Source organism: Bacillus sp. GW823-FHT06B01 (assembly GCF_058952315.1).
The window spans coordinates 365,780-385,688 of sequence record NZ_JBXAHR010000005.1 but is presented as its reverse complement, the minus strand read 5'-3'; the positions used below and the strand labels follow the sequence as shown (position 1 = coordinate 385,688).

The following is a 19,909-nucleotide window of genomic DNA, read 5'->3' as shown; positions in this document are numbered from 1 at the left end:
TTTACTTATTTATCAATCTCTAATATCTCTAAGAAAAAAGCACTCGCTACCAATCATAGGTTTTCGAGTGCTTAAATGTATATACTTCCCATCATATTTAAATCATTTTTAAGACTTGTTCCTTAACATCTTCGTCAAACTTGGCTCCTTCTACCTTTGCTCCCTTCCAAACTACATTGTCAAGTTTAGCACCGGTAAAATTCGCATCCGTGAAATTCCCATTTAAAAGGATTGCTCCTGTTAAATCTGCGTTTGTAAAATCAGCATTTCTAGCATTTACTTCTGATAAATTTGAATTTCCTAAATATGATTTTTCAAAATGGCCTTCTGTAAGATTCGCGCTGCTGAAATCCGTTCCCGTACAGTCGGCCTGTTTTGCATCTATTTTATATAAATTTGCTCGTCGAAAAGTAGCATGATTTAATATCGTTCCAACTAATTCTCCATATGAAAAATCAACTTCATCAAAACATGTTTCAAAACAACTACTTATATTTACCTTTGCATATTTCATATTGGCTTTAGAGAAATTAGCTTCACCAAATCTACAATCTGCAATATGTATTTCCTCTAAATTACAGCTTCTGAAATCAGCAAACTCAAAATCACAATCAAAAAACGATGCTCTCATTAGTGAAGAAGCTCTTAAATGGACTTGTTTTGCCATGATACCCTCTGCCATCACCTCTGACAAATCAGAAAAAGTAAGGTCTAAATTGCTCATATCTAGCCCATCTATAATTTCATCATTGTATTGAGATTGATTTAATATTTCCATGACTCTTATTCTATCATTATTTTTCTCATCCATGATTAAAAATTCCTTTCATTTAACTTTCCAGATACTCCTTCCAAGCAACATTTGGAGAATAAGTTACAACCATTCGACTTTCATGAAAACTTGGCATGGCCATTACTTGAGCTGGTTCTAAGTATTTCATTACATGTAACCAACTATCAAGTAACATATCTATATCGGCTTCTAATGGATTTTGTAAAAGATCTATACAAATCCCACCCCAATCCAGCTCTGATACGACAGCTGGGCTATTTAGTAATAATTCCTTATCAAACATGTCTAAAATATGACCACTCAAATATGTTCTAGCGCCTATCCCCAAAGGACCGTTAGGAAGAAACCTTACCGGTATAGGTAAGGCAGACATATTCATCCACATATGTAACCGTTCACGTTCAGTATTCCATGGATAAGACGCTTTCCAAAAAATTTGCGACACCCCAAAACGTGGTTTTACAATTTCTGCGATTTGATCGGATAGCTCAAAAAAAGCAGACCATAAACTTTTAGGTATTGATTTATGAAACTCAAACTCAAGATATGACCTATGACTCCAGTTAACTTTAAAGCTTCCTCTATAGTGCACTGCTTTATCACGATACAAGTGTACTTCTGATACTTTACGTTCCAAAATCACCTTTTCAAGAATTTCCCCACGATTATATTCTACACGTACGGTTTCACTGTTACCCCAATGAGTAGGAGCAAATTTTTCATTCGAATCAAACACGTCCAAAAGACGACCTAGTATCTCTTCCTGATTAATCGATACTGTAGGATACATTGCAATTGTAAAATAATTAGGTTTCATTTAAATCCCCCTTAATACTAAAAAGTAAAGTTACATACTTATCTATATTTTTATCCATATACCTCCACCTGGGATATCTGGGTGTGTTTCCCACTTATGTGTCACTTTACCACTATTCGGATCAGTATAGAAAATGTCACTCTCCTTCGCTAAAGGTCCACTTGGTCTTGGATGAGGAGGAATTCCATTCAAATCGGGTTTATCACTTGATATTGTCACAATATGACTTCCACTTTTATCTTCGAGCATCTCTCTTTCAGCACGCATTTGACTGTCATTATGAATAACGTGTTCTTTGTCACTTATTTTGTGTTTGTGATCATGAACTAAATCGATTTCATCCTTAGCATTACGACCTATACTATCTGGACGCGTAAGATGCCCTTCACTGGATGTATACGTAACAACCTTGCCAGAGTTATTGTCCTCTAATGTACGATTTAGGTGTTCTCCCAAAGCTTTTCTCCCTTTTATTTCTTCTTCTCTTCCACGCTCTTGGCTCTTTCTTAAATTTTCAGTCCTAGCATCCCAATCTTTACGCTCTAAAGGTTGTCTCGTTTCTTCACAATGACGATCATATCTAATATCATCTGCTGCTTTATAATCTCCTCGCGCTTTAGCTTCATCTATTTTCTTTCGATAATATTTTTCTCTTTCCTGAGTTAGCGTAATTTTATTTGGGTTTACGTTACTACCCGTACCCTTAACCCCACCACTCTCCAAATTCGAGATCCTACTCTGAATACTCGCCTTTGAGGCATCATGGGCTTCTTGGAATTTCCCGCTATAGTTCGTTCCAGATCTAACGACACTTCCATCTGGCATTATTTCTACACCTTTAGCGAATGGGGTTACGGAGTCCACACCTTTTGCCACTAGACCTTTAATGAAGTAGTCTGCATCATTAATCTTACCTACGGTTTTCCAGCCTTGTATTTTTAAATTTTTTAATAGATTATTTTCCTTAAGCGATTGTACCACATTTCCACCCAAATTTGGATTAAAACCAGGCATTCCTTCTTTGTATTTTAATAATTTCGCTAAATCAGCCAATTCACTCGTGTCTTTGAATGCTTTTACTCCTTTTCCTACTGCTCCAACAACTGGGATTGCGTCTAATCCGCCAAAAATGATGTTTCCTACCCGCTCTTCTTGGCTCAATTTCCGGTGTGTTCCCCAGTCTTCTCCGTCGATACCACTTTTGATTTGTACAGCGCCGTATACAACTGCCGCAGCGGTTCCGAGTGGTGGGCAAAGGATTGTTGTGATGATGATTCCTACGCCTATTCCTATGTCTCGCACCATTTCTAGTTTTTTCTGTTCATCTTCTATCGATTTGTATTCAAATCCTCGTGTGGATGGGACTACTTTCTTGTATTCTTCATAATTTAATTTTGCATCTGGGTTTTGTTTTTTTAGTTCTTTGTATTCCTCTCTCAGTACGTTATCAAATGCAGGTGAATCTCTAAAAATATCTTCTACTGTTATTTTATCTTTTTTTGTTTTTATTGTTTGTGGTACACTTCCGTACCCTGCGTGCGCATCTGGTAATACTGTCGTTGTTGTGGAGCCAATTCGGTTATCTGTTTCGAAACTGAGAATAGATGTATCTCTCATTTTTTGAGCGAATTTATCCATTTCTACTAAAAAAGGTTTATCTATATGTTCAGAGACCAATCGCCCTGCTTCTCCGCAATATCTTTGTAATGTCGAATAGCTATCAAGTAATTCCCCGATTTTTTGCGATTGATCTTTTGGGTTAAAATGTATACTGCCATCTGAGTCTAAATCTCGTATTCTTCCATCAATTTTTTTCAATAATTCATTTGCGCGCTGTAATTTTATGAGTGCATCTTTTGTAATTCGATTCATACCATCCCCCATGTTTTGCCATGGTTCAGGTCTATATTTCACATCCATTTCGTTTTCATCCCCCCAGCCGTATGGTGATTTCTACAACTTACTTAATATTTCACGTAATTGTTCGTCCTTTTCAAGCATTTCTACACATGCGACCCTTACAAGTCTCGCCGACCTAGAATAGTGTTCAGCAAATTCAAGTGTTTTGTGTAATATATCAGGATATTTTTCAATTACTCTCATCGCTTCACCTTTTTGATAAAAATCACTGCTTAATAAACTCTCAATATTCGTTCCAATGACGTCTACATGGATTTTATATATATCTTCTAATTTCATTACTATATCAAGTAGTTCTTGAAAATTAACTAATACTTCTTCTCCACCACCAGAACCACCGTCTCCCATTGATACTTGCATTATTCAATACCTCCTAACGAAAATTGTCTCGGGTCAATTAATTTTTTATACGGCATTTTTAACACGTCATACAATTTCTTATTCACCGCATAGAGGCTCACCCAGTCATATCGATTACGTTCTACATCTATTTGAACGTAATCTTCTCCTTCAGTGAAATATAAGAAACATTCCCATTTTCCTCCTCTATTACTACGAGGCCTCTTATACGTTTCTATCGCTATAACATCTTTATTTGATAAATCTTTTTCCTCAAATGTTTGTTGTTCTGTTTCTGTCATTCTCTTTGAGAAAAATGTATCTTCTATGTCCCTCGGTTCTCTCAATAAGAAAGGGATGCGTGTTAATAAGGAAAAATATACGTCTGGCTTTGGTATGTAGTCGATCTCGTATTTTTTATTTGGTTCTATTTCTGTTAATACAGCCACTCGGTCTTTATCATCTTTCAAAAAGCCAATTAATACATTATTCATTCTCGTGTATTCATGACAATTTTCATATTCCTTTAATAGCTCAATTATTTGAAAAGCTGCAGGGGTAATTCCATTTTCACTTGTAAGTAAGCCTTTTTCTTTTAAACTCGTAGTTGCTTTCGTGACACATTCTTCATCAAGTAAAATAATTACGTCACGGTTTGGCAATCCAAATATATCCGTAACCCCAGCTGCACCCGCGAGAACATATAATTCAGCAGGTGCAAAAACCATTTCTTTTCTCATTCTTTTATCCCTCATTTCTCCATCACAATTTTTTTATCGCCCTTACTTCCGATATATCGCCATACGTTTGAATACTTTTCTCTAACTCTTTCAAAGCTTTCGTATGTCCTTCAAATGCCTCTACCATTTCTGAGTTATATTGAATGATTAAATCTAGATAACTTAAAAAGGCATCTCTCGTTTTTCCATTCCAGTTCGCACATGTAACGTACGCTTTTAAGTTTTTCGCTTGATTTAAAGAATCCTTCATACCATTTTCAATATTTTGCGCGTAAGAAATGGCACTTGCTGTGTTACTTCCTATAATTTCAACCTCTTTACCACTCATGTGGATTCCCTCCATTCTTCTTATGCTTAATGGATAAAGTTTTCAAATTCCTTTTTCTTTTCTTCAAAAGCCTTGTTCGCTGCAGCGTATGCTGACGCTTTCTCCGCTTCTGCTTTCGCTTTATATTCCAAATACTTTGCATAAGCTGTACTTTTTGCAGATCCAACATCGCTTAATGCACTTTTAAAATAGGATAATACTGTATGTAAGTCTTCATCCTTTTCATGACGTTTTTGTTCAAATTCAACTGCCGGAATTTTATTAGCTTCTAAGCCATTACTTTTACTCTCATAATCTCTTTTCGCTGATTCAGCCTCTTGAATGAATTGTTTTAACTCTCTTTCTTGATCTTTTAAATAATCATGTAAATCATCATATCGATCTCGTTTCCTCGCGCTTTCTGTAAAACCCGATGCATTTAAAAAAGCATTGTACAATTCATCTAACATCTTTCTCCCCCTTTAGCACAATAACTACGTAGTTAAATTCGTATATTTAAACATGAATATTCATTACATTGAGAATTTATAAATAATTATTTTTGCATATTGCTATTTTATCAAAGGGGTTTTAACATTTCCATATTTTATAAAAAGCTTTCGCATTTTTCTTCAATTTTATGTAGTTAATTCCTATCTATACTACCTTTACAAATGAAGATCGTTTAGCCTAGTCTTTCATTAGTCAGTTAAAAAAAGCCACCCAACTCAAATGAATTGGGTGGCTCTATACTATAAAGAGAATTTGCTATTCGGATTACTTCAATTTCCCCTCAAAGACAATCTTTCTACCGCACGGTTCAACTTCTGTTTTGCCGTTTTTCTTCACTTCATGAAAGATTGGTTCTTCCATACGACGAGATGGTGCATAGCCTTCTTGTTCCATACGTGCTAAGCAGTCTGTAATTGTTTCGTTTTCGAGTACTTCAAATTTCTTTTTATTAGGTTGTTTTGTCATGCCCTAACCTACTTTCTATTTTTCTTGATGCGAATTGATTCTTCATGTAGATCATATATACCATTGCGAGAATTCCCATTATAATCATAACCGCAATAAAAAAGCTTGTATACTGTATTTTTTCTATAAATACGCCTCCTAATACAGGTCCCAGTATACTTCCTAAACTAAAGGCGATTCCAGATAATATATTACCTGCTGGCAATAAGTGTCTCGGTAATAAATCTGTCATAAATCCAAGCCCTAAAGAGAAGCACGATCCAATGACCATACCCGCTAACAACATGCAGGCAAAGACGATCCAGTAATATTGATCAAATACGGCTGCCAGCAAGAAAATGCCCGTACTTACGCTGAACGTCCACGTTAAAATACGGTCCCTTCCGTATTTATCACTCAATATCCCGAGCGGAATTTGTGTAATAATGCCCCCAACTGCAAATGCTGGTAATAAGAAGGATACTTCTGAAACAGACCATCCTTTACGAAGCGCGTATACTGGTAAGTTACTGTTTAGCATTGCTTCCAGTACGCCATATGCAAGTGGTCCCAGTAGCGCAATCCATCCTAATCCAACAACTTGTTTATAACGAGAAAATGATGATTCGCTCTTCACTTCTCTTTCATCTTGCGCTGGGAATGCATTTTTCGTTGGAAGTAATAGGAGCCAACCTATTAAACAAAGTATAGTAGATATAATAAACGGCGTTGCAAGACCATACTGCACAGTGCTTGCTAAATACGGGCCGACGGCAAAACCAATTCCGAAGAATACACCGTATATCGATACTTGTCTACCTATTTTACTTGGGTCTGATGTTGTCGTAATCCATGTTTGTGTTCCGACATGAAGCATATGATCTCCGACTCCAACTAGAAATCTAAGTACGAACCATACCCAAAATGAAAAAATTTGTGTAAAGAAGAATAATGAAATAATAACGAGAAACCCACCAATAACGATAATTGGCTTCATTCCAAACTTTTGCATCGGTTTTTCAAGAAACGGCGAAATAACTAATATCCCAATGTATAATGCCGTTGCATGAATACCATTAATACTTGAGCTAACCCCTTCTTGTTCAAAAATCATTGCAATGGCCGGTAAGAGCATCCCTTGTGACAAACCCGAGATTGCTACAATCCCAACCATAATCCAAAATGTAAAACGCAGTGACATCCCTTTCCCTCTCCTTCTCACGCTTTCCACCTTTCATTATAAACTGTTTCTTCAAACGCGTGTACGAATATTCAAAATAAAAAAAGAAGCTAAAAGAATGATTCTTTTAGCTTCTTATCCTTCCCAAACTTGTGCTTTCACATTGTTATGGAATTGCTTGAAATATGGATGTTTATAAAAATCCGTTTCATACACGTATTGCTGTGCACTAGCAATTGGTGGCTGCGGGTATTGCATTTGTAAAGGAACTACAGCTGGTGAAACTTGCATATACATCGGAGCTATCATTATTTTTGTATATATATGATGATTATATGGCGAATAAGCGATTAAAAATGGTTTATGCATTAATACTCTCCCCTTTTACATACAAATGTTATAGTATATGCAACATTTCTCATTTCGGGGATTATTTCTCTTCTAACCAATCCTCCACATGTTTTATAAATACATCTAAACAATCAATAAACGGTGAATGACCGCAATCCTCTAACACTTTCAACTCTGCATTCGGCAAATGTTTTGCTAATTCCTCACCGACTACTTGCGGTACGACGTAATCTCTGTCACCTTGTATGACAAGTGTCGGCGCTTTAATATGATGAATTTGCTTATTTCCCTCTACAACCCCGTTATGTTCATCCGAAATGTTAAATGTAATGAGCGCATAATTTACATCTACGAAATTACGCTGTGTTAACATATCATCTAAATACTTTTCGTAACGATCCGGTTCAGGTTGATTATGTGTATATATTAATAAATTCCATATTGTACGGTAATATAATTTATTCATATTTTTTATCGCGTCTAGTACTGGAGCAATTTGTACGGGATCTTGTGCGACCTCTTCTTTCGTCTTTACTAAACTTGATACGATCGGCTGCCCGTTAATATCTTTTTTAAAAATTGGATATCCCTTCATGCCCACTGATTCTACTAAAATTAACTTTTCGACAAACGTTGGATGATTCGCTGTAAATTGCATCGCAACACCACCGCCCATTGACCAGCCCATTAATGAAAATTTTTCTAGTTTTAATTGATCAATAAATAGTTTTACATCTCTTGCAAAGTCTTGTAATGAATCTATCGATTGATTATACGTTGATTGGCCAAATCCTCTTAAATCAAGAGCGTAAATATGGTATTGATCTTGCAGCTTTTCAATTACTAAATCCCAATGTTGTGACGATGTCATGTTTCCGTGAATGAGTACAAGACTTTCTGCATTTTGCCTTCCAACTTCCTGATACGCAATCGTTTCTCCATTCGATAGTGAAACAAACTCCATTGTTGCAGGCTTAATCATCACAAGTTCCCCCATTCTATTTAATAGAAAGAAAATTCTTTACTTACTTAAAGAATAGCATGCAGAATATATGTTCGCAACATAAAACCTATACGAATTTTTTACATAAATCAACATGTCTATTACTAGACAATTATAATGAAAAAGTATATAGTTAGCTAGGTAACTAATTTGAAAGGATCAAAATACATGGACGAAAAACAACATTTTTTTCACATTGTCAGCCAGACTTCTCGAAAATTCACAAAGAAATTTAATGAACGCGTATCTCCAACTGGGTTATTTAGTGCGCAATGGGCTGTTATTTTCCGCATCAATCAAACTGGTTCTTGTACGCAAACAGAATTATGTCAGTATTTAAATGTTGAATCACCAACGATGACTCGTACGTTAACACGTATGGAAACGATGGGATGGATTATTCGTACAGAAGGAAAAGATCGCCGTGAAAAGCTTATTTCTTTATCAGAAACAGCGATAAAAATGATTCCGGTATGGCAAGAAGAAGTTGATACTTTTGAAGAAAAGACGCTAGAAGATATTAACGAAGATGAGTTACATCAAGCATTTCAAGTGTTACAACAAATTATTAAAAATTTAGATTAAATTGGAGGGATGACGATGCAAAGTGAGAAACTTTGGACGAAGGATTTCCTCGGAACTTGTTTTAGTAGTCTATTTCTCTTCTTAACATTTTATATGCTTATGACTACTTTGCCTGTCTACGTTATAGACAACCTAAAAGGAAAACCTGAGGAAATCGGTTTAGTTGCAACTGTATTTCTTATTTCATCTGTTTTATGTCGACCATTTACAGGAAAATGGCTCGATGATTTAGGAAGAAAGAAAATATTATTTATTTCACTTTCATTATTTTTAGCCGCTACTGTTATGTATTTCGGTGCGCAAAGTTTATTTTTATTACTTTCCCTTCGCTTCTTACATGGTATTGGGTTCGGTATGGCAACGACAGCAACAGGTACGATTGTCACAGATGTTGCGCCAGCTCATAGACGCGGCGAAGCACTTGCCTATTTCGGCGTATTCATGAGTCTGCCGATGGTAATTGGTCCTTTTTTAGGTTTAACAATTATTTCTCATTTTTCATTTACTGTATTATTTATCGTTTGTTCCGTATTTTCATTACTTGCATTTTTATTAGGACTACTTGTAAATATTCCGCATGAAGCACCAATAAAGAAACAAAGACAAGAAAAAATGAAATGGAAAGACTTACTTGAACCATCTTCTATTCCGATCGCTCTTACAGGATTTGTTTTAGCCTTTTCTTATAGTGGCATTTTATCCTTTATTCCTATTTATGCAAAAGAGCTCGGTTTAGCTGACATTGCAAGTTACTTCTTTATTTTATACGCACTTGTTGTTGTAATTTCTCGTCCATTTACAGGTAAGATTTTTGATCGCTTCGGTGAAAATGTACTTGTTTACCCAGCTATCCTTATTTTCACAATTGGGATGTTCATTTTAAGTCAAGCACAAACTTCATTTTGGTTCCTTGGCGCAGGTATGCTAATCGGTTTAGGCTACGGGACATTAATTCCTAGCTTCCAAACGATTGCAATTTCTGCCGCTCCAAACCACCGACGTGGTTCTGCGACAGCTACTTACTTCTCATTCTTTGATAGTGGTATTGGCTTTGGTTCTTTCATTTTAGGTATCGTCGCAGCGAAATCCAGTTACCATAACATGTATTTTATCGCAGCTATTATCGTTGCCTTCACTTTACTTCTATATTATGGATTACACGGACGAAAACAAAAATTCAAGAAACAGCATACAGATGGAAAAGTTTCCGCTTAACATGAATAAGGAAAGTAAACTTCCCCGTTTACTTTCCTTATTTTGTATTTCTTTTAATAGAAGCGTATACTTATAATAGAAATAAAAAAGGAGGGACCGATATGAAACTTAAAAAATCTCCCCTACTCTTACTCATAATCACATTCATATTTGTAATTACAGGGCTCGGTTTTACATACTTCAAACATAATAAAACAATCCCGTCGAAAAATAACGTGACGAAGAAAAATTGGTTAGATGATCCTTACTTACGTTGGTCGTACACACATATGAAAGAATTCACTTTAATTAACGAGGTAAATAATAACCCGGATCACGTTTCCCACTTCTCTACCGCATCACAAAACTTAGACGATTTTGCTGTGGAGCGTAGATTTGGACATACAACTCCTCTAAAAAAACTTTTAGACGATAATAAAACGGATGCTTTTGTCGTTGTACATAATGGACAACTTGTTTATGAACGATATTTCAATGGATATAACGAGAGTGAACCTCATGGCATGGCATCATTAGCAAAGGTTTTTACCGGTGCAATTATACAATCTCTCGCTGAAGAAAATCGTATTGACTTAGAAAAAACAGCTGACACATATATAAAAGAATTAAAAAATACACCGTTCGGTAATGCCTCGCTTCAGCAATTATTGGATATGCAAGTTTCTGTAGAATACCCTACTCACGGATACGAACATCCAGCGTTAGAAAATCAAGATGCACAACTATATTTAGCGAGCAATATTTTACCTAGAGGTAAAAACTACGACGGTCCGATGAAAATTTATGATATGTTACGAGAAGCAGAAGAAACTGCACCGCCTGGTTCCGATTTTTCTTACGATAACGGATCAGCTGAAACACTCGCTTGGGTGATTCGAAAGATCACTGGTAAATCATTAGCTGAAAATGTTAGCGAGCGCATATGGTCTCAAATTGGTATGGAAGAAAATGCTTATTATGTCACCGATGAAACAAAAGTTGAACAAGCTAGCGCTGGTTTAAATGCAACTGCTAGAGATATGGCTAGATTCGGGCAATTACTATTAAACAACGGGGAATATAACGGAAAACAAATTCTCCCTTCTACTATTACTGAAGATATAAAAAATGTCCAAGAAGGTGAACTTGCAGTTGGCCCTGGAGCTTCCATTTCTTATCATAATCAATGGTGGATTCCGCACAATGAACAAGGTGCTTTCGAAGTGTTAGGCAGTTATGGACAAACACTTTACATCGATCCGAAAGCAAATATGGTCATTGTCCACTTCTCTTCTAACGCTACACCAAGTAATGAAATCCATTCAATTTACTCAAATATGTATATTGATATTGCACATCATTTAGAGAAGCTTCCACAGTAGTGGAAGCAGGAGTTTAAACCTTACATTTATGACTATTTGATTGAACACACGATCTGTTGTGTTGAAACATCAATATCTCTAAAAAAGGAGCTCTCTTGATAAAGAGAGCTCCTTTTTTTATTTCTTCTTCTTTTCTGTCGGTTGACTTTGTTTAGCGAAATTAGATGAATCATCGAAATTTGGTTGCTTTTTACCAGCATTATTACTTCTACCTTTTCCCATATGTAATGCACCTCCCCTCATCCTTACTATTCCCAATAAAAAAATCCTCTTGCATCCAGAATTTTTTTATTGCCCCTTATTCATAAGGCACCACTGTTCTCGTAGTACTTCCAACACTTTCAATTCGAAAAGCTTCCACAGTAGTGGAAGCTTTTTCTTGTTGGGGTGTTTTACTTAAAACCATTACCCTCATCACGGTTATTCATCATTAAACTTTTTACTAGCAATCCAATAATACGTTACGAAGAGTGTAAATAAAATCCAAACTATAGTTAGTAATCCAGTAATTATTGCGTTTGAATTTACTCCCCCCGTAACTAACGTTTCCATTGCATACTTACTCATACTGGCTGGATTAAGCTGATCCATTATTGGATTCAAACCGACGATTACTCTACAGGCTAAAAGGAAAACAATTGAAATTAACGCAATCATACCTTGACTGTGAAAAATAGCACTTATCATTGTTGTGAAAGATACGATAAAAAGAACCCAAATTAGATAAAATAGTAATCCAGTAATTAGTTGTGCAAATGGAACAGCAGTAAAAAGATAATTTACATATAGATAAGAAGTAACGTATCCAATTGTTACACTAAACGCTACCATTAAATAGTTCGACACTATTTTCCCACCTACATATGAAGTAACAGTAACGGGTCTTGTTAAAATAAAAGCCAACATACCATTTGCTTTATCTGTTTGAATAGTACCCATCATAGAAATCACTAGAATCATAAGTCCAAGCTGATCAAACTGAGATCCCAAAGTACTCGCTAATACTTCACCCCCTTGTTGCGCTGCCATATTCGGATCAATAGTAATTCCCTGTCCTCCACCTAACGCTTCTAAAATTGATGGCAAATAATGAGTTACTATCGGTTGTGTTGCGCCTAAAAATATAAAAACAATTGGTAGCCAAATAATCTTAAAATCACGTAACATTTGAACACATTCTTTTTTTATCAATACAATTGAGTTATTCATTTTTGCACCACCAATTTCAAGAAAATTTCTTCTAAAGTATCGTTGCTCATTTCAAATTTAACGATGTCCACTTTATGTTCGAGTGCATTTTGCAATAACATATTTTTATTTATTTCAATACTTTCAACCTTCACTTTGATTTTAAGCCCAACCACTTCAACGTCCTTCACATACGGTAATTTTTTTACAACTTCAATCCACTTTTGATCTTTAGCTGTTATTTCAATCATTAATTTATTTTCACTATTCCGGTGTAAAAGTTCAGTAATTGTTGTATCTTCTATCTTTGTTCCATCTTTAATCATGACAAATCGTTCACAGATTTCTTCTGCATCACTTAATATATGGGTTGATAATAAAATAGTCGTATCTTTTTTTATTTCTTCAATGAGATTTAATACTTCCCTTCTACCGATTGGATCTAATGCGGATACCGGTTCATCCATGACAATCAGCGAAGGTTTATGCAGTAATGCTTGTGCAATACCGAGTCTTTGTTTCATTCCTCCAGAAAAGGTACTCACCTTTGAACCTTCTTCTCCACTTAATCCAACTTTCTCCAAAATTTCTGGTATAGACTTTGACAACACTTCTTTTTTCACCCCTGAAAGTTGCCCCATAAACATAAGGGTTTCTCGCGCCGTCATCCAATGAAAAAAATTAGGGTATTGCGGTAAGTAGCCAATTTCTCTTTTCATTTTTGATATTTTTATCCCATTCAATAACACTTCACCAACATCTGGATTAATAATATCCGAAATCACTTTTATTAATGTGGATTTCCCTGCTCCATTTGGTCCGATTAACCCTACACATTCCCCTGATTGCAGTTCCATCGAGAAAGTATTGACAGCAATTTTCCCTTTAAATGATTTTGTTACATTTCTAATCTCTAATTTCATAATTTCTCACTGTCCTTTCTCCCTATAACAAAGTACAGAATAGGTCCCAATACGTTAACAAAAATAATAATTAGCGTCCATACAAGTACATTTTTTCTTGTTTTTCTATTTCGGTATAAATCAATTAATGCAATGAAAACTAAAAGTGCCCCGACTGCAATAACTGGCAATATAATGGGTAGAAAAGCCATAATATCAATGTCTTTAAGATCATTCAATCCATAATGTATTTTCATTGTCATCACTCCTTTCAAATCTCATTATCATTATTGATAATGATAAAATAAAAACGGATGGATTGCAATCATTATTCTCATTATTTATAATGAGAATAAAAAACAATACATAAGGTGATATAATGAGTAATAAAGTTGAAATTTTAATGCATCCTGTAAGAATGAAAATTTGCCAAGTGTTAATGAGAAATAAGGACGATGGGCTAACACCATTAGAAATGGTAAAAATCATTAAAAATGTACCACAAGCAACACTATATAGACAGCTACAAACTATGGTTGATTCTGGTATCGTCCATGTAATTAAAGAAAAAAAGGTGAAATCTGTTTCTGAAAAATATTACGCAATCAATGAAGAAGATGCAAAAATTGAAGGAAGTGAATGGAAAGGCTTATCTGATGATCAAAAGTTAAACTACATTTCCTACTACCAGTTATCACTTATGACACAATATCAAAGTTACCTTAAGAAATTAGAGGAACAAAACAGTCAAGAAGATAAGGCTACTTTTTCTGTAGTAGAATTAAAGCTAGATGAAGAACACTTTGGAAAGTTTCAAAATGAACTTAACGAATTAATGATTAAATACTACAATAGCCAAAGTAAAAACGACGAAATTGAGGCTTCGATTCGGACCATCGCTATTACAATTATTCCAGAAACGTAAACTACATACCCCCATTTTGCCTGTCTAACTTAACTTAGTGCATTCTTCTAAATAAAAGTGAGCTATTTAACACTAACATGTTAAATAGCTCACTTTTTCAATCTAAATTAATACTTTTAATAAAATCAAAATGATTTTCATCAGCTAATTTATCGATATAACCCGTTATATACAAATTCGCTTTAGTCACTTCTGTATTCTTAAATTCAGAATAAAAATCAGGAGAAAATGATACTTCCAAAACAACACTATCCCCAGGTTTAACATTTAATTTATTACCTTTAGCTAACACTTTAAATGGATTAGTTGTTTGAGCAGATTTTGTTGGGGATTTAGGAAATGAAAACATAACATTATTTTGCGCAATAACATAATCGGTATTATTCGTCATTTTTATTTTATAAGATATTTCAGTGTTCGTATTTGTATTTTTAGAAAGTAATTCATACACTATTCCCTTTTCAATATCTGCTTGTTTAAAAGTATTATTATTTTCACTAGAACAAGCACTCAAAATAAAAAACAAAACCAATATGATTATTCCACTTTTTTTTTTCATCAATTTATTACCACCTATTAGTAAACACTATATTCTCTTTGAATTGTCATACCATTTGAAACGTACGTAACACTAGTAGTACTAGTACTACTAACTGAAAATCCTGCAATCCCACCACTTACTCCACCTGAATTACTAACTGTTGTAAAAAATTTACCCGTTACTCCCAATGTCACACTAATCGTTGGATATGCCGTTGTCTTCCAAGAATTACTTTGTGCCCATGTAGCAGAATATTTACCCGCAGAAAGAGAAGAACCAACAGTAGAGCTATTAATTTGTCTAAAAGATCCAGAAGAATAAATTTCAAAACTACCTTCTAAATCAGCTTTAAAACTAGAATTTCCAGAATAAGTTTGTGTCCAAGAAGCTTGTCTCCAAATAACATTACTACTAGCTGCTGCAGTAGGATTTATTTTACTTAAACTTTGAACAGTTCTAGCAGAAACAAGTTTATCAGCTTCTTTATATGAGATATTTTCATTCTTTGCTACGTTTTTAACATATTGTTCTCTAGTAATATCAATAATTTTAACTCCAGGAATTTCCTCGTTTGATAATAAATTAATTGGTTTTTGTTGTTGTGTAATATCATTTGTAACTTGGGAATCCGCGGAAGCTGGAAAAGCTGATGTGCTTAACATAGCAATCATTAAAGAAGATCCAATAAACAATTTCGTTTTGTTCATTACAACACCCCCTTTTTCCAAAATTAAGAATATTCACCACTATTTTACAACTGATATTATTTCAAATCAGTAGTTATTTTGAATTCCCTTTGTGTTTTTTGGTGTAAATGCTAGACATTTATATACTATATTAGAAATTCGCAATAATCTTGCTCTTATTTTCTCTACTTGTATAATTATCTTATTTTTCAGTATATTAAAGGTAATCCCAAAAACAACCTCGAATAATTGTAATACATATACATAAGGAGGTTGATCTATTTTGTTTCGTTCTTTTACAAATGGTTGCGTTGCCTTAGTGCAACGTTTCTTGCCCGAACCGTTTATTTTATCATGTTTATTAACTGTTTTTGTTATCTTCTTCGGCATGTTTGCAACGCACCAAACACCTGTGGAAATGATTAATCACTGGGGTAATGGCATTTGGGGACTACTCGCCTTTTCTATGCAAATGGCACTTGTACTCGTGACAGGATCTGCTTTAGCAAACGCGCCTCTCATTAAAAAAGGATTAACGAAAGCGGCAAAACTACCGAAAACGAATGGACAAGGTATTATTGCCATTTCAATCGTAAGTTTACTAGGAGCATACATAAACTGGGGATTTGGTATTGTTGTATCTGTTTTATATGCAAAAGAAGTGGCAAGGCAGCTTGAAGGATTAGATTATAGACTAGCAATTGCTTCTTCTTACTCTGGATTTCTCATTTGGCATGCGGGGCTTTCTGCTTCTATTCCTCTTACGTTAGCAACTGGCGGCGAAACGTTAATTAAAACGACAGCGGGAAGTATAAAAGAAGCGATTCCAATAACAGAAACATTATTCTCACCATACGCTCTCGTTCCAGTTATTATTTTTCTCGTTACGATGCCTCTCATTAATAAAGCGATGCATCCAGATGAAAAACATACGATAACGGTAGATCCTAGCGTATTTCATGAAGAAGCTGCCGCTCAAGAAGTAGGGAACAATACGTTCGCTGAAAAAATGGAAAATAGCATCATTATTACACTTTGTGTTGGATTGTTAGGTCTCATTTATATTTTCAATTACTTTTATACGAAAGGCTTTAACCTTACTCTCGATATCGTGATTTTTATGTTATTAATTGCTGGACTTATTTTCCACCGTACTCCGATTCAATATATTCGCGCTTTTTCGGACTCTACGAAAAGTGCTTCTGGTATTTTACTTCAATTTCCGTTTTATGCTGGAATTATGGGAATGATGATTGGAGCAAATAGTGACGGACTTTCACTTGGAGGAGCTATTTCGAATTTCTTTATTAGCATGTCAAACGAAACGACTTTCCCACTCTTTACTTTTTTAAGTGCTGGCATCGTTAATATTTTTGTTCCATCTGGTGGCGGTCAATGGGCTGTGCAAGCACCAATTATGATTCCAGCTGGTGCCGAACTTGGTGTACCTGCTGCAAAAACAGCAATGGCCATTGCGTGGGGCGATGCTTGGACGAATTTGATTCAACCATTCTGGGCATTACCGGCATTAGCGATAGCTGGTTTAGGTGCTCGTGATATTATGGGATTTTGCGTTGTTAACTTACTATATGCAGGATTTATCATTAGTCTATGCTTCTTATTTATTTAAACGAAAAGCTAGTTTTATACTAGCTTTTTTACATAATAAATCACTTATTTCCCACGCAATTTATTACGTCCTCCCACTCCATAACGCCTCAAATGCAAAAAATTCTTCACATACTTTTTCAATTAAATGTGGATTGTTTTTAAGGAAATTCCACTGTAATGCTTTAGGAAGAAAATATGTATCATACTCTTTACTTCCTCTTACTACCTCATCCACTTCACTTTCACAAATTCCTCTTAGTGAACTACCCACCACTTAGTACCTCTTACGAGCTTACCCCGAGTGGGGGCTTCTCGGTTCATCGCTACTTTTGATAGCTAACGAATTTGCCCTAGGACAGCCGAGCTAACTCCCTTGTTCCAAAGGTTCTTTTGTTACTATTTATGCCAACACTAATAAGCGGATGGCTTCCTTTTTGATATTGATCGCTGCGTTATAGTCACGACTGATTGTGAGTCCACACGAACACGCATATGTGCGTTCACATAATGGCATTTCTTTTTTATTTCCACAACGACTACACATCTTTGTAGAAGGAAACCATTTATCTATTTTTACAAGCTGTTTTCCTTGTTCTTGTAGCTTATATGCTAAAAATGTCGTGAACATCCGCCAACCGTTATCCGCTACACTTTTACCAAATCTAAGTGCTCGTGACATTCCTTTCATGTGTAGGTCTTCGATTGCTACAACGTCAAAAATCGTAGCTAATTCTTTAGACTTGTGATGAAGGAAATTTTTACGTTGATTGGTTACCTTTTCATGCAATTTCGCTACACGAATGCGTTGTTTATTCCAGCGCTCTGAACCTTTCATGCGTCTTGATAATACTCGTTGCGCTTTTGCTAATCTGTCTAACATCTGACGATAAAAGCGAGGATAATTGGCTTTCTCATCTTCGCTACTCACATACAATTCAGCCATTGCGAAGTCTAATCCAACTACACTTTGTACTTCTTTTTGTACAATCTCTTTTTCATATTCAGTCAAGATGGACACATAGTATTTACCAGTAGGTGTCATCGAAATCGTACACGATTTAATGATATGATTTAGCGGGATTGCCCTATGTTGCTTCAGTTTCACTATTTTCAGTTTCGGTAATTTGATATAACCATGAAATAACATAATATTTCCGTTTACTCGATTCGTTGTATAAGATTTTCTACTCTTTTTACTTTTGAATGTAGGAAAATCATTTTGACCACTAAAAAAATTCTTATACGCAGCTTGCAAGTTTAATTGCGCATTAGCCAATGCTAAAGAATCGACTTCTTTCAGCCATTCATACTCTACTTTGTATTTCGCAGGAGTAGGGAATTTTTGTTTCTTCAGTTCTTCCTGGTTCTCTTTATACTTTTCATATACTTCTTTTCGTTCAGCCAGCATTTTGTTATACACAAAGCGTACACATCCGAACGTTTTACGTATGAGATGTGCTTGTTCTTCTGTTGGATACAGACGAAATTTGTACGCCTTATTATACTTTGCCATATCCACTCACCTCATTTTCTGCTTCATTTCCCATAAGCTATGATGGTGATCACACAACCTGAACACTACAAGATTATTATCTACTTTCATTGTTATACCAAAATCCCCCTCTTATAAGACTGATTATATCAGAGGTGAAATAAATAGGAAAACCAAATGTTTGGCTACGCCAAACCGAAATTCATCTCCCACCTGCCGCTAGACTATCGTCTTTCACATGCCTGAGGAAAGAGACTTCTTTCGGATAATATGTTAAATAATCATTTCTTAATTGTATTTGAATTTGAAGAAACGTTTCACTACATTTCTTCAATTGGATTAAACAATTAATATATGTACGAAAAAGTTCATTATCATAATTGCAACACTTTATTATACGTTCGATTTCACTCATAATGTACGAGCCTTTTCTTCTATTTGTAATAACCACTTTTCCCGCTTCTCTACTTTACTCGTTTTCACAGATTGAAAAACTGATCGTTTTATATGGCGAATGCCGCAAAAACGTAACACACCTCTCTTCATCATAATCCAATCCGCTGATCTATATAGTAGCGCGACATACCATAACGGTGAGTCTAATGTATTAATTACCCATGCCTTCTTACCTTTCAATAACCCTTTCGGCAGGGCCCCTTCATATTTATAAGCAAATCCAGCTACAAAAATACGATCAATAAATCCTTTTAAAATAGCAGGCATCCCCCACCACCATACTGGATATATAAAGAGAAGAGTATCTGCTTCTTCCACTAACGTTCTGTACCGAGCTGTTTCTTCTTCATTTACTAAATCACGTCTTTTCTTCTCTTCATTAAATACAAGGACTGGATCAAATTGCTCCTTATATAAATCAAGTACCGTAACCGAATGATTAGTTTCTTGTAATCCTTTTTGCACATGCTTTAATATCCCCGCATTAAAACTGGAAGGACTAGGATGAGCGTATACAATTAGTACATTCACTACAAAACA

General features: G+C 35.3%; 23 protein-coding genes and 2 pseudogenes. 5 read left to right on the top strand and 20 right to left on the bottom strand.

Going from position 1 to position 19,909, the window contains the following annotated elements; all coding sequences use genetic code 11:
- Positions 1 to 97: 97 nt before the first annotated feature.
- The 11 genes from AC1Q8N_RS23560 to phaZ all read right to left on the bottom strand — a co-directional run bounded on the left by AC1Q8N_RS23560 (position 98) and on the right by phaZ (position 8,401).
- On the bottom strand, positions 98 to 811 hold the full coding sequence (locus AC1Q8N_RS23560) for a pentapeptide repeat-containing protein (RefSeq protein ID WP_048544639.1): 714 nt from the start codon (positions 809 to 811) through the stop codon (positions 98 to 100).
- A gap of 19 nt (positions 812 to 830) precedes the next feature.
- The gene (locus AC1Q8N_RS23555) at positions 831 to 1,610 is read right to left on the bottom strand and encodes a hypothetical protein (RefSeq protein ID WP_048544637.1); all 780 of its coding nucleotides are present in this window, start codon (positions 1,608 to 1,610) and stop codon (positions 831 to 833) included.
- Positions 1,611 to 1,652: 42 nt separating this feature from the next.
- Entirely contained in the window at positions 1,653 to 3,530 is a 1,878-nt protein-coding gene (locus AC1Q8N_RS23550) for an ADP-ribosyltransferase (protein ID WP_404519659.1), read from the bottom strand.
- A gap of 33 nt (positions 3,531 to 3,563) precedes the next feature.
- The gene (locus AC1Q8N_RS23545) at positions 3,564 to 3,890 is read right to left on the bottom strand and encodes a hypothetical protein (RefSeq protein WP_001198193.1); all 327 of its coding nucleotides are present in this window, start codon (positions 3,888 to 3,890) and stop codon (positions 3,564 to 3,566) included.
- The gene (locus tag AC1Q8N_RS23540) at positions 3,890 to 4,609 is read right to left on the bottom strand and encodes a DUF5081 family protein (RefSeq protein ID WP_404519657.1); all 720 of its coding nucleotides are present in this window, start codon (positions 4,607 to 4,609) and stop codon (positions 3,890 to 3,892) included. Before AC1Q8N_RS23540 ends, AC1Q8N_RS23545 begins: the two co-directional genes overlap by 1 nt.
- 22 nt (positions 4,610 to 4,631) lie before the next feature.
- A complete protein-coding gene (locus AC1Q8N_RS23535; protein ID WP_098078221.1) occupies positions 4,632 to 4,937 on the bottom strand; it encodes a WXG100 family type VII secretion target in 306 nt (101 codons plus the stop codon).
- A 26-nt stretch (positions 4,938 to 4,963) separates the two neighbouring features.
- The gene (locus AC1Q8N_RS23530; RefSeq protein WP_098078218.1) at positions 4,964 to 5,386 is read right to left on the bottom strand and encodes a hypothetical protein; all 423 of its coding nucleotides are present in this window, start codon (positions 5,384 to 5,386) and stop codon (positions 4,964 to 4,966) included.
- Between the two features lie 307 nt (positions 5,387 to 5,693).
- Positions 5,694 to 5,894: an NETI motif-containing protein gene (locus tag AC1Q8N_RS23525; protein ID WP_000166305.1), complete on the bottom strand. Its 201-nt coding sequence runs from the start codon at positions 5,892 to 5,894 to the stop codon at positions 5,694 to 5,696.
- The gene (locus AC1Q8N_RS23520; protein WP_404519655.1) at positions 5,878 to 7,074 is read right to left on the bottom strand and encodes an MFS transporter; all 1,197 of its coding nucleotides are present in this window, start codon (positions 7,072 to 7,074) and stop codon (positions 5,878 to 5,880) included. The genes AC1Q8N_RS23525 and AC1Q8N_RS23520 overlap by 17 nt, the downstream gene beginning before the upstream one ends.
- A gap of 114 nt (positions 7,075 to 7,188) precedes the next feature.
- On the bottom strand, positions 7,189 to 7,422 hold the full coding sequence (locus AC1Q8N_RS23515) for a hypothetical protein (RefSeq protein WP_098078214.1): 234 nt from the start codon (positions 7,420 to 7,422) through the stop codon (positions 7,189 to 7,191).
- Positions 7,423 to 7,483: 61 nt separating this feature from the next.
- Positions 7,484 to 8,401, bottom strand: coding sequence for an intracellular short-chain-length polyhydroxyalkanoate depolymerase (gene phaZ, locus AC1Q8N_RS23510; RefSeq protein WP_116443062.1), 918 nt, complete (start codon positions 8,399 to 8,401; stop codon positions 7,484 to 7,486).
- A 174-nt stretch (positions 8,402 to 8,575) separates the two neighbouring features.
- Between phaZ and AC1Q8N_RS23505 the strand changes: the two genes are divergently transcribed.
- The 3 genes from AC1Q8N_RS23505 (at position 8,576) to AC1Q8N_RS23495 (ending at position 11,568) form a co-directional block, all read left to right on the top strand.
- On the top strand, positions 8,576 to 8,992 hold the full coding sequence (locus tag AC1Q8N_RS23505) for a MarR family winged helix-turn-helix transcriptional regulator (protein ID WP_000343678.1): 417 nt from the start codon (positions 8,576 to 8,578) through the stop codon (positions 8,990 to 8,992).
- 15 nt (positions 8,993 to 9,007) lie between these two features.
- Positions 9,008 to 10,207, top strand: coding sequence for an MFS transporter (locus AC1Q8N_RS23500; RefSeq protein WP_098069028.1), 1,200 nt, complete (start codon positions 9,008 to 9,010; stop codon positions 10,205 to 10,207).
- 101 nt (positions 10,208 to 10,308) lie between these two features.
- Positions 10,309 to 11,568 carry a serine hydrolase domain-containing protein gene (locus tag AC1Q8N_RS23495; protein ID WP_048544621.1) on the top strand — a complete coding sequence of 420 codons (1,260 nt, stop codon included), beginning with the start codon at positions 10,309 to 10,311 and terminating at the stop codon, positions 11,566 to 11,568.
- A 420-nt stretch (positions 11,569 to 11,988) separates the two neighbouring features.
- Here AC1Q8N_RS23495 and AC1Q8N_RS23490 read toward each other — a convergent pair whose 3' ends face one another.
- The 3 genes from AC1Q8N_RS23490 to AC1Q8N_RS23480 are packed head-to-tail and all read right to left on the bottom strand — an operon-like array spanning position 11,989 to position 13,915.
- Positions 11,989 to 12,777 carry an ABC transporter permease subunit gene (locus AC1Q8N_RS23490; RefSeq protein WP_048544619.1) on the bottom strand — a complete coding sequence of 263 codons (789 nt, stop codon included), beginning with the start codon at positions 12,775 to 12,777 and terminating at the stop codon, positions 11,989 to 11,991.
- Positions 12,774 to 13,679 carry an ABC transporter ATP-binding protein gene (locus AC1Q8N_RS23485; RefSeq protein ID WP_098047980.1) on the bottom strand — a complete coding sequence of 302 codons (906 nt, stop codon included), beginning with the start codon at positions 13,677 to 13,679 and terminating at the stop codon, positions 12,774 to 12,776. The genes AC1Q8N_RS23490 and AC1Q8N_RS23485 overlap by 4 nt, the downstream gene beginning before the upstream one ends.
- Positions 13,676 to 13,915: a PLD nuclease N-terminal domain-containing protein gene (locus AC1Q8N_RS23480; RefSeq protein ID WP_000690908.1), complete on the bottom strand. Its 240-nt coding sequence runs from the start codon at positions 13,913 to 13,915 to the stop codon at positions 13,676 to 13,678. The genes AC1Q8N_RS23485 and AC1Q8N_RS23480 overlap by 4 nt, the downstream gene beginning before the upstream one ends.
- A gap of 122 nt (positions 13,916 to 14,037) precedes the next feature.
- On the opposite strand from AC1Q8N_RS23480, the gene AC1Q8N_RS23475 reads away from it, so the two are divergent.
- Entirely contained in the window at positions 14,038 to 14,583 is a 546-nt protein-coding gene (locus tag AC1Q8N_RS23475) for a transcriptional regulator (protein WP_098069027.1), read from the top strand.
- Positions 14,584 to 14,680: 97 nt separating this feature from the next.
- On the opposite strand, the gene AC1Q8N_RS23470 is transcribed toward AC1Q8N_RS23475, so the two are convergent.
- Positions 14,681 to 15,142: a hypothetical protein gene (locus AC1Q8N_RS23470; RefSeq protein WP_493521401.1), complete on the bottom strand. Its 462-nt coding sequence runs from the start codon at positions 15,140 to 15,142 to the stop codon at positions 14,681 to 14,683.
- Positions 15,143 to 15,159: 17 nt separating this feature from the next.
- Positions 15,160 to 15,831, bottom strand: coding sequence for a hypothetical protein (locus AC1Q8N_RS23465; protein WP_098631502.1), 672 nt, complete (start codon positions 15,829 to 15,831; stop codon positions 15,160 to 15,162).
- A 262-nt stretch (positions 15,832 to 16,093) separates the two neighbouring features.
- Between AC1Q8N_RS23465 and AC1Q8N_RS23460 the strand changes: the two genes are divergently transcribed.
- On the top strand, positions 16,094 to 17,440 hold the full coding sequence (locus AC1Q8N_RS23460) for a short-chain fatty acid transporter (protein ID WP_098078209.1): 1,347 nt from the start codon (positions 16,094 to 16,096) through the stop codon (positions 17,438 to 17,440).
- A gap of 40 nt (positions 17,441 to 17,480) precedes the next feature.
- On the opposite strand, the pseudogene AC1Q8N_RS23455 reads toward AC1Q8N_RS23460, so the two are convergent.
- The 4 genes and pseudogenes from AC1Q8N_RS23455 to AC1Q8N_RS23440 all read right to left on the bottom strand — a co-directional run.
- Positions 17,481 to 17,680: pseudogene (locus tag AC1Q8N_RS23455) on the bottom strand (hypothetical protein); the annotation flags it as partial.
- A 141-nt stretch (positions 17,681 to 17,821) separates the two neighbouring features.
- Complete coding sequence (locus tag AC1Q8N_RS23450) at positions 17,822 to 18,934, bottom strand: RNA-guided endonuclease TnpB family protein (protein WP_098047982.1); 1,113 nt, start codon at positions 18,932 to 18,934, stop codon at positions 17,822 to 17,824.
- Positions 18,935 to 19,187: 253 nt separating this feature from the next.
- Positions 19,188 to 19,328: pseudogene (locus AC1Q8N_RS23445) on the bottom strand (group-specific protein); the annotation flags it as partial.
- A complete protein-coding gene (locus tag AC1Q8N_RS23440) occupies positions 19,325 to 19,900 on the bottom strand; it encodes an NAD(P)H-dependent oxidoreductase (RefSeq protein ID WP_098069024.1) in 576 nt (191 codons plus the stop codon). The pseudogene AC1Q8N_RS23445 and the gene AC1Q8N_RS23440, both read right to left, overlap by 4 nt.
- Positions 19,901 to 19,909: the final 9 nt, after the last annotated feature.

Coding starts and splice junctions, on each gene's coding strand:
- AC1Q8N_RS23485 (WP_098047980.1), bottom strand. CDS start 13,679: ATGAAATTAGAGATTAGAAATGTAACAAAATCATTTAAAGGGAAAATT.
- AC1Q8N_RS23480 (WP_000690908.1), bottom strand. CDS start 13,915: ATGAAAATACATTATGGATTGAATGATCTTAAAGACATTGATATTATG.
- AC1Q8N_RS23525 (WP_000166305.1), bottom strand. CDS start 5,894: ATGACAAAACAACCTAATAAAAAGAAATTTGAAGTACTCGAAAACGAA.
- AC1Q8N_RS23465 (WP_098631502.1), bottom strand. CDS start 15,831: ATGAACAAAACGAAATTGTTTATTGGATCTTCTTTAATGATTGCTATG.
- AC1Q8N_RS23475 (WP_098069027.1), top strand. CDS start 14,038: ATGAGTAATAAAGTTGAAATTTTAATGCATCCTGTAAGAATGAAAATT.
- AC1Q8N_RS23470 (WP_493521401.1), bottom strand. CDS start 15,142: ATGAAAAAAAAAAGTGGAATAATCATATTGGTTTTGTTTTTTATTTTG.
- AC1Q8N_RS23515 (WP_098078214.1), bottom strand. CDS start 7,422: ATGCATAAACCATTTTTAATCGCTTATTCGCCATATAATCATCATATA.
- AC1Q8N_RS23495 (WP_048544621.1), top strand. CDS start 10,309: ATGAAACTTAAAAAATCTCCCCTACTCTTACTCATAATCACATTCATA.
- AC1Q8N_RS23540 (WP_404519657.1), bottom strand. CDS start 4,609: ATGAGAAAAGAAATGGTTTTTGCACCTGCTGAATTATATGTTCTCGCG.
- AC1Q8N_RS23530 (WP_098078218.1), bottom strand. CDS start 5,386: ATGTTAGATGAATTGTACAATGCTTTTTTAAATGCATCGGGTTTTACA.
- AC1Q8N_RS23535 (WP_098078221.1), bottom strand. CDS start 4,937: ATGAGTGGTAAAGAGGTTGAAATTATAGGAAGTAACACAGCAAGTGCC.
- AC1Q8N_RS23500 (WP_098069028.1), top strand. CDS start 9,008: ATGCAAAGTGAGAAACTTTGGACGAAGGATTTCCTCGGAACTTGTTTT.
- AC1Q8N_RS23505 (WP_000343678.1), top strand. CDS start 8,576: ATGGACGAAAAACAACATTTTTTTCACATTGTCAGCCAGACTTCTCGA.
- AC1Q8N_RS23555 (WP_048544637.1), bottom strand. CDS start 1,610: ATGAAACCTAATTATTTTACAATTGCAATGTATCCTACAGTATCGATT.
- AC1Q8N_RS23450 (WP_098047982.1), bottom strand. CDS start 18,934: ATGGCAAAGTATAATAAGGCGTACAAATTTCGTCTGTATCCAACAGAA.
- phaZ (WP_116443062.1), bottom strand. CDS start 8,401: ATGGGGGAACTTGTGATGATTAAGCCTGCAACAATGGAGTTTGTTTCA.
- AC1Q8N_RS23560 (WP_048544639.1), bottom strand. CDS start 811: ATGGATGAGAAAAATAATGATAGAATAAGAGTCATGGAAATATTAAAT.
- AC1Q8N_RS23490 (WP_048544619.1), bottom strand. CDS start 12,777: ATGAATAACTCAATTGTATTGATAAAAAAAGAATGTGTTCAAATGTTA.
- AC1Q8N_RS23545 (WP_001198193.1), bottom strand. CDS start 3,890: ATGCAAGTATCAATGGGAGACGGTGGTTCTGGTGGTGGAGAAGAAGTA.
- AC1Q8N_RS23550 (WP_404519659.1), bottom strand. CDS start 3,530: ATGGATGTGAAATATAGACCTGAACCATGGCAAAACATGGGGGATGGT.
- AC1Q8N_RS23520 (WP_404519655.1), bottom strand. CDS start 7,074: ATGTCACTGCGTTTTACATTTTGGATTATGGTTGGGATTGTAGCAATC.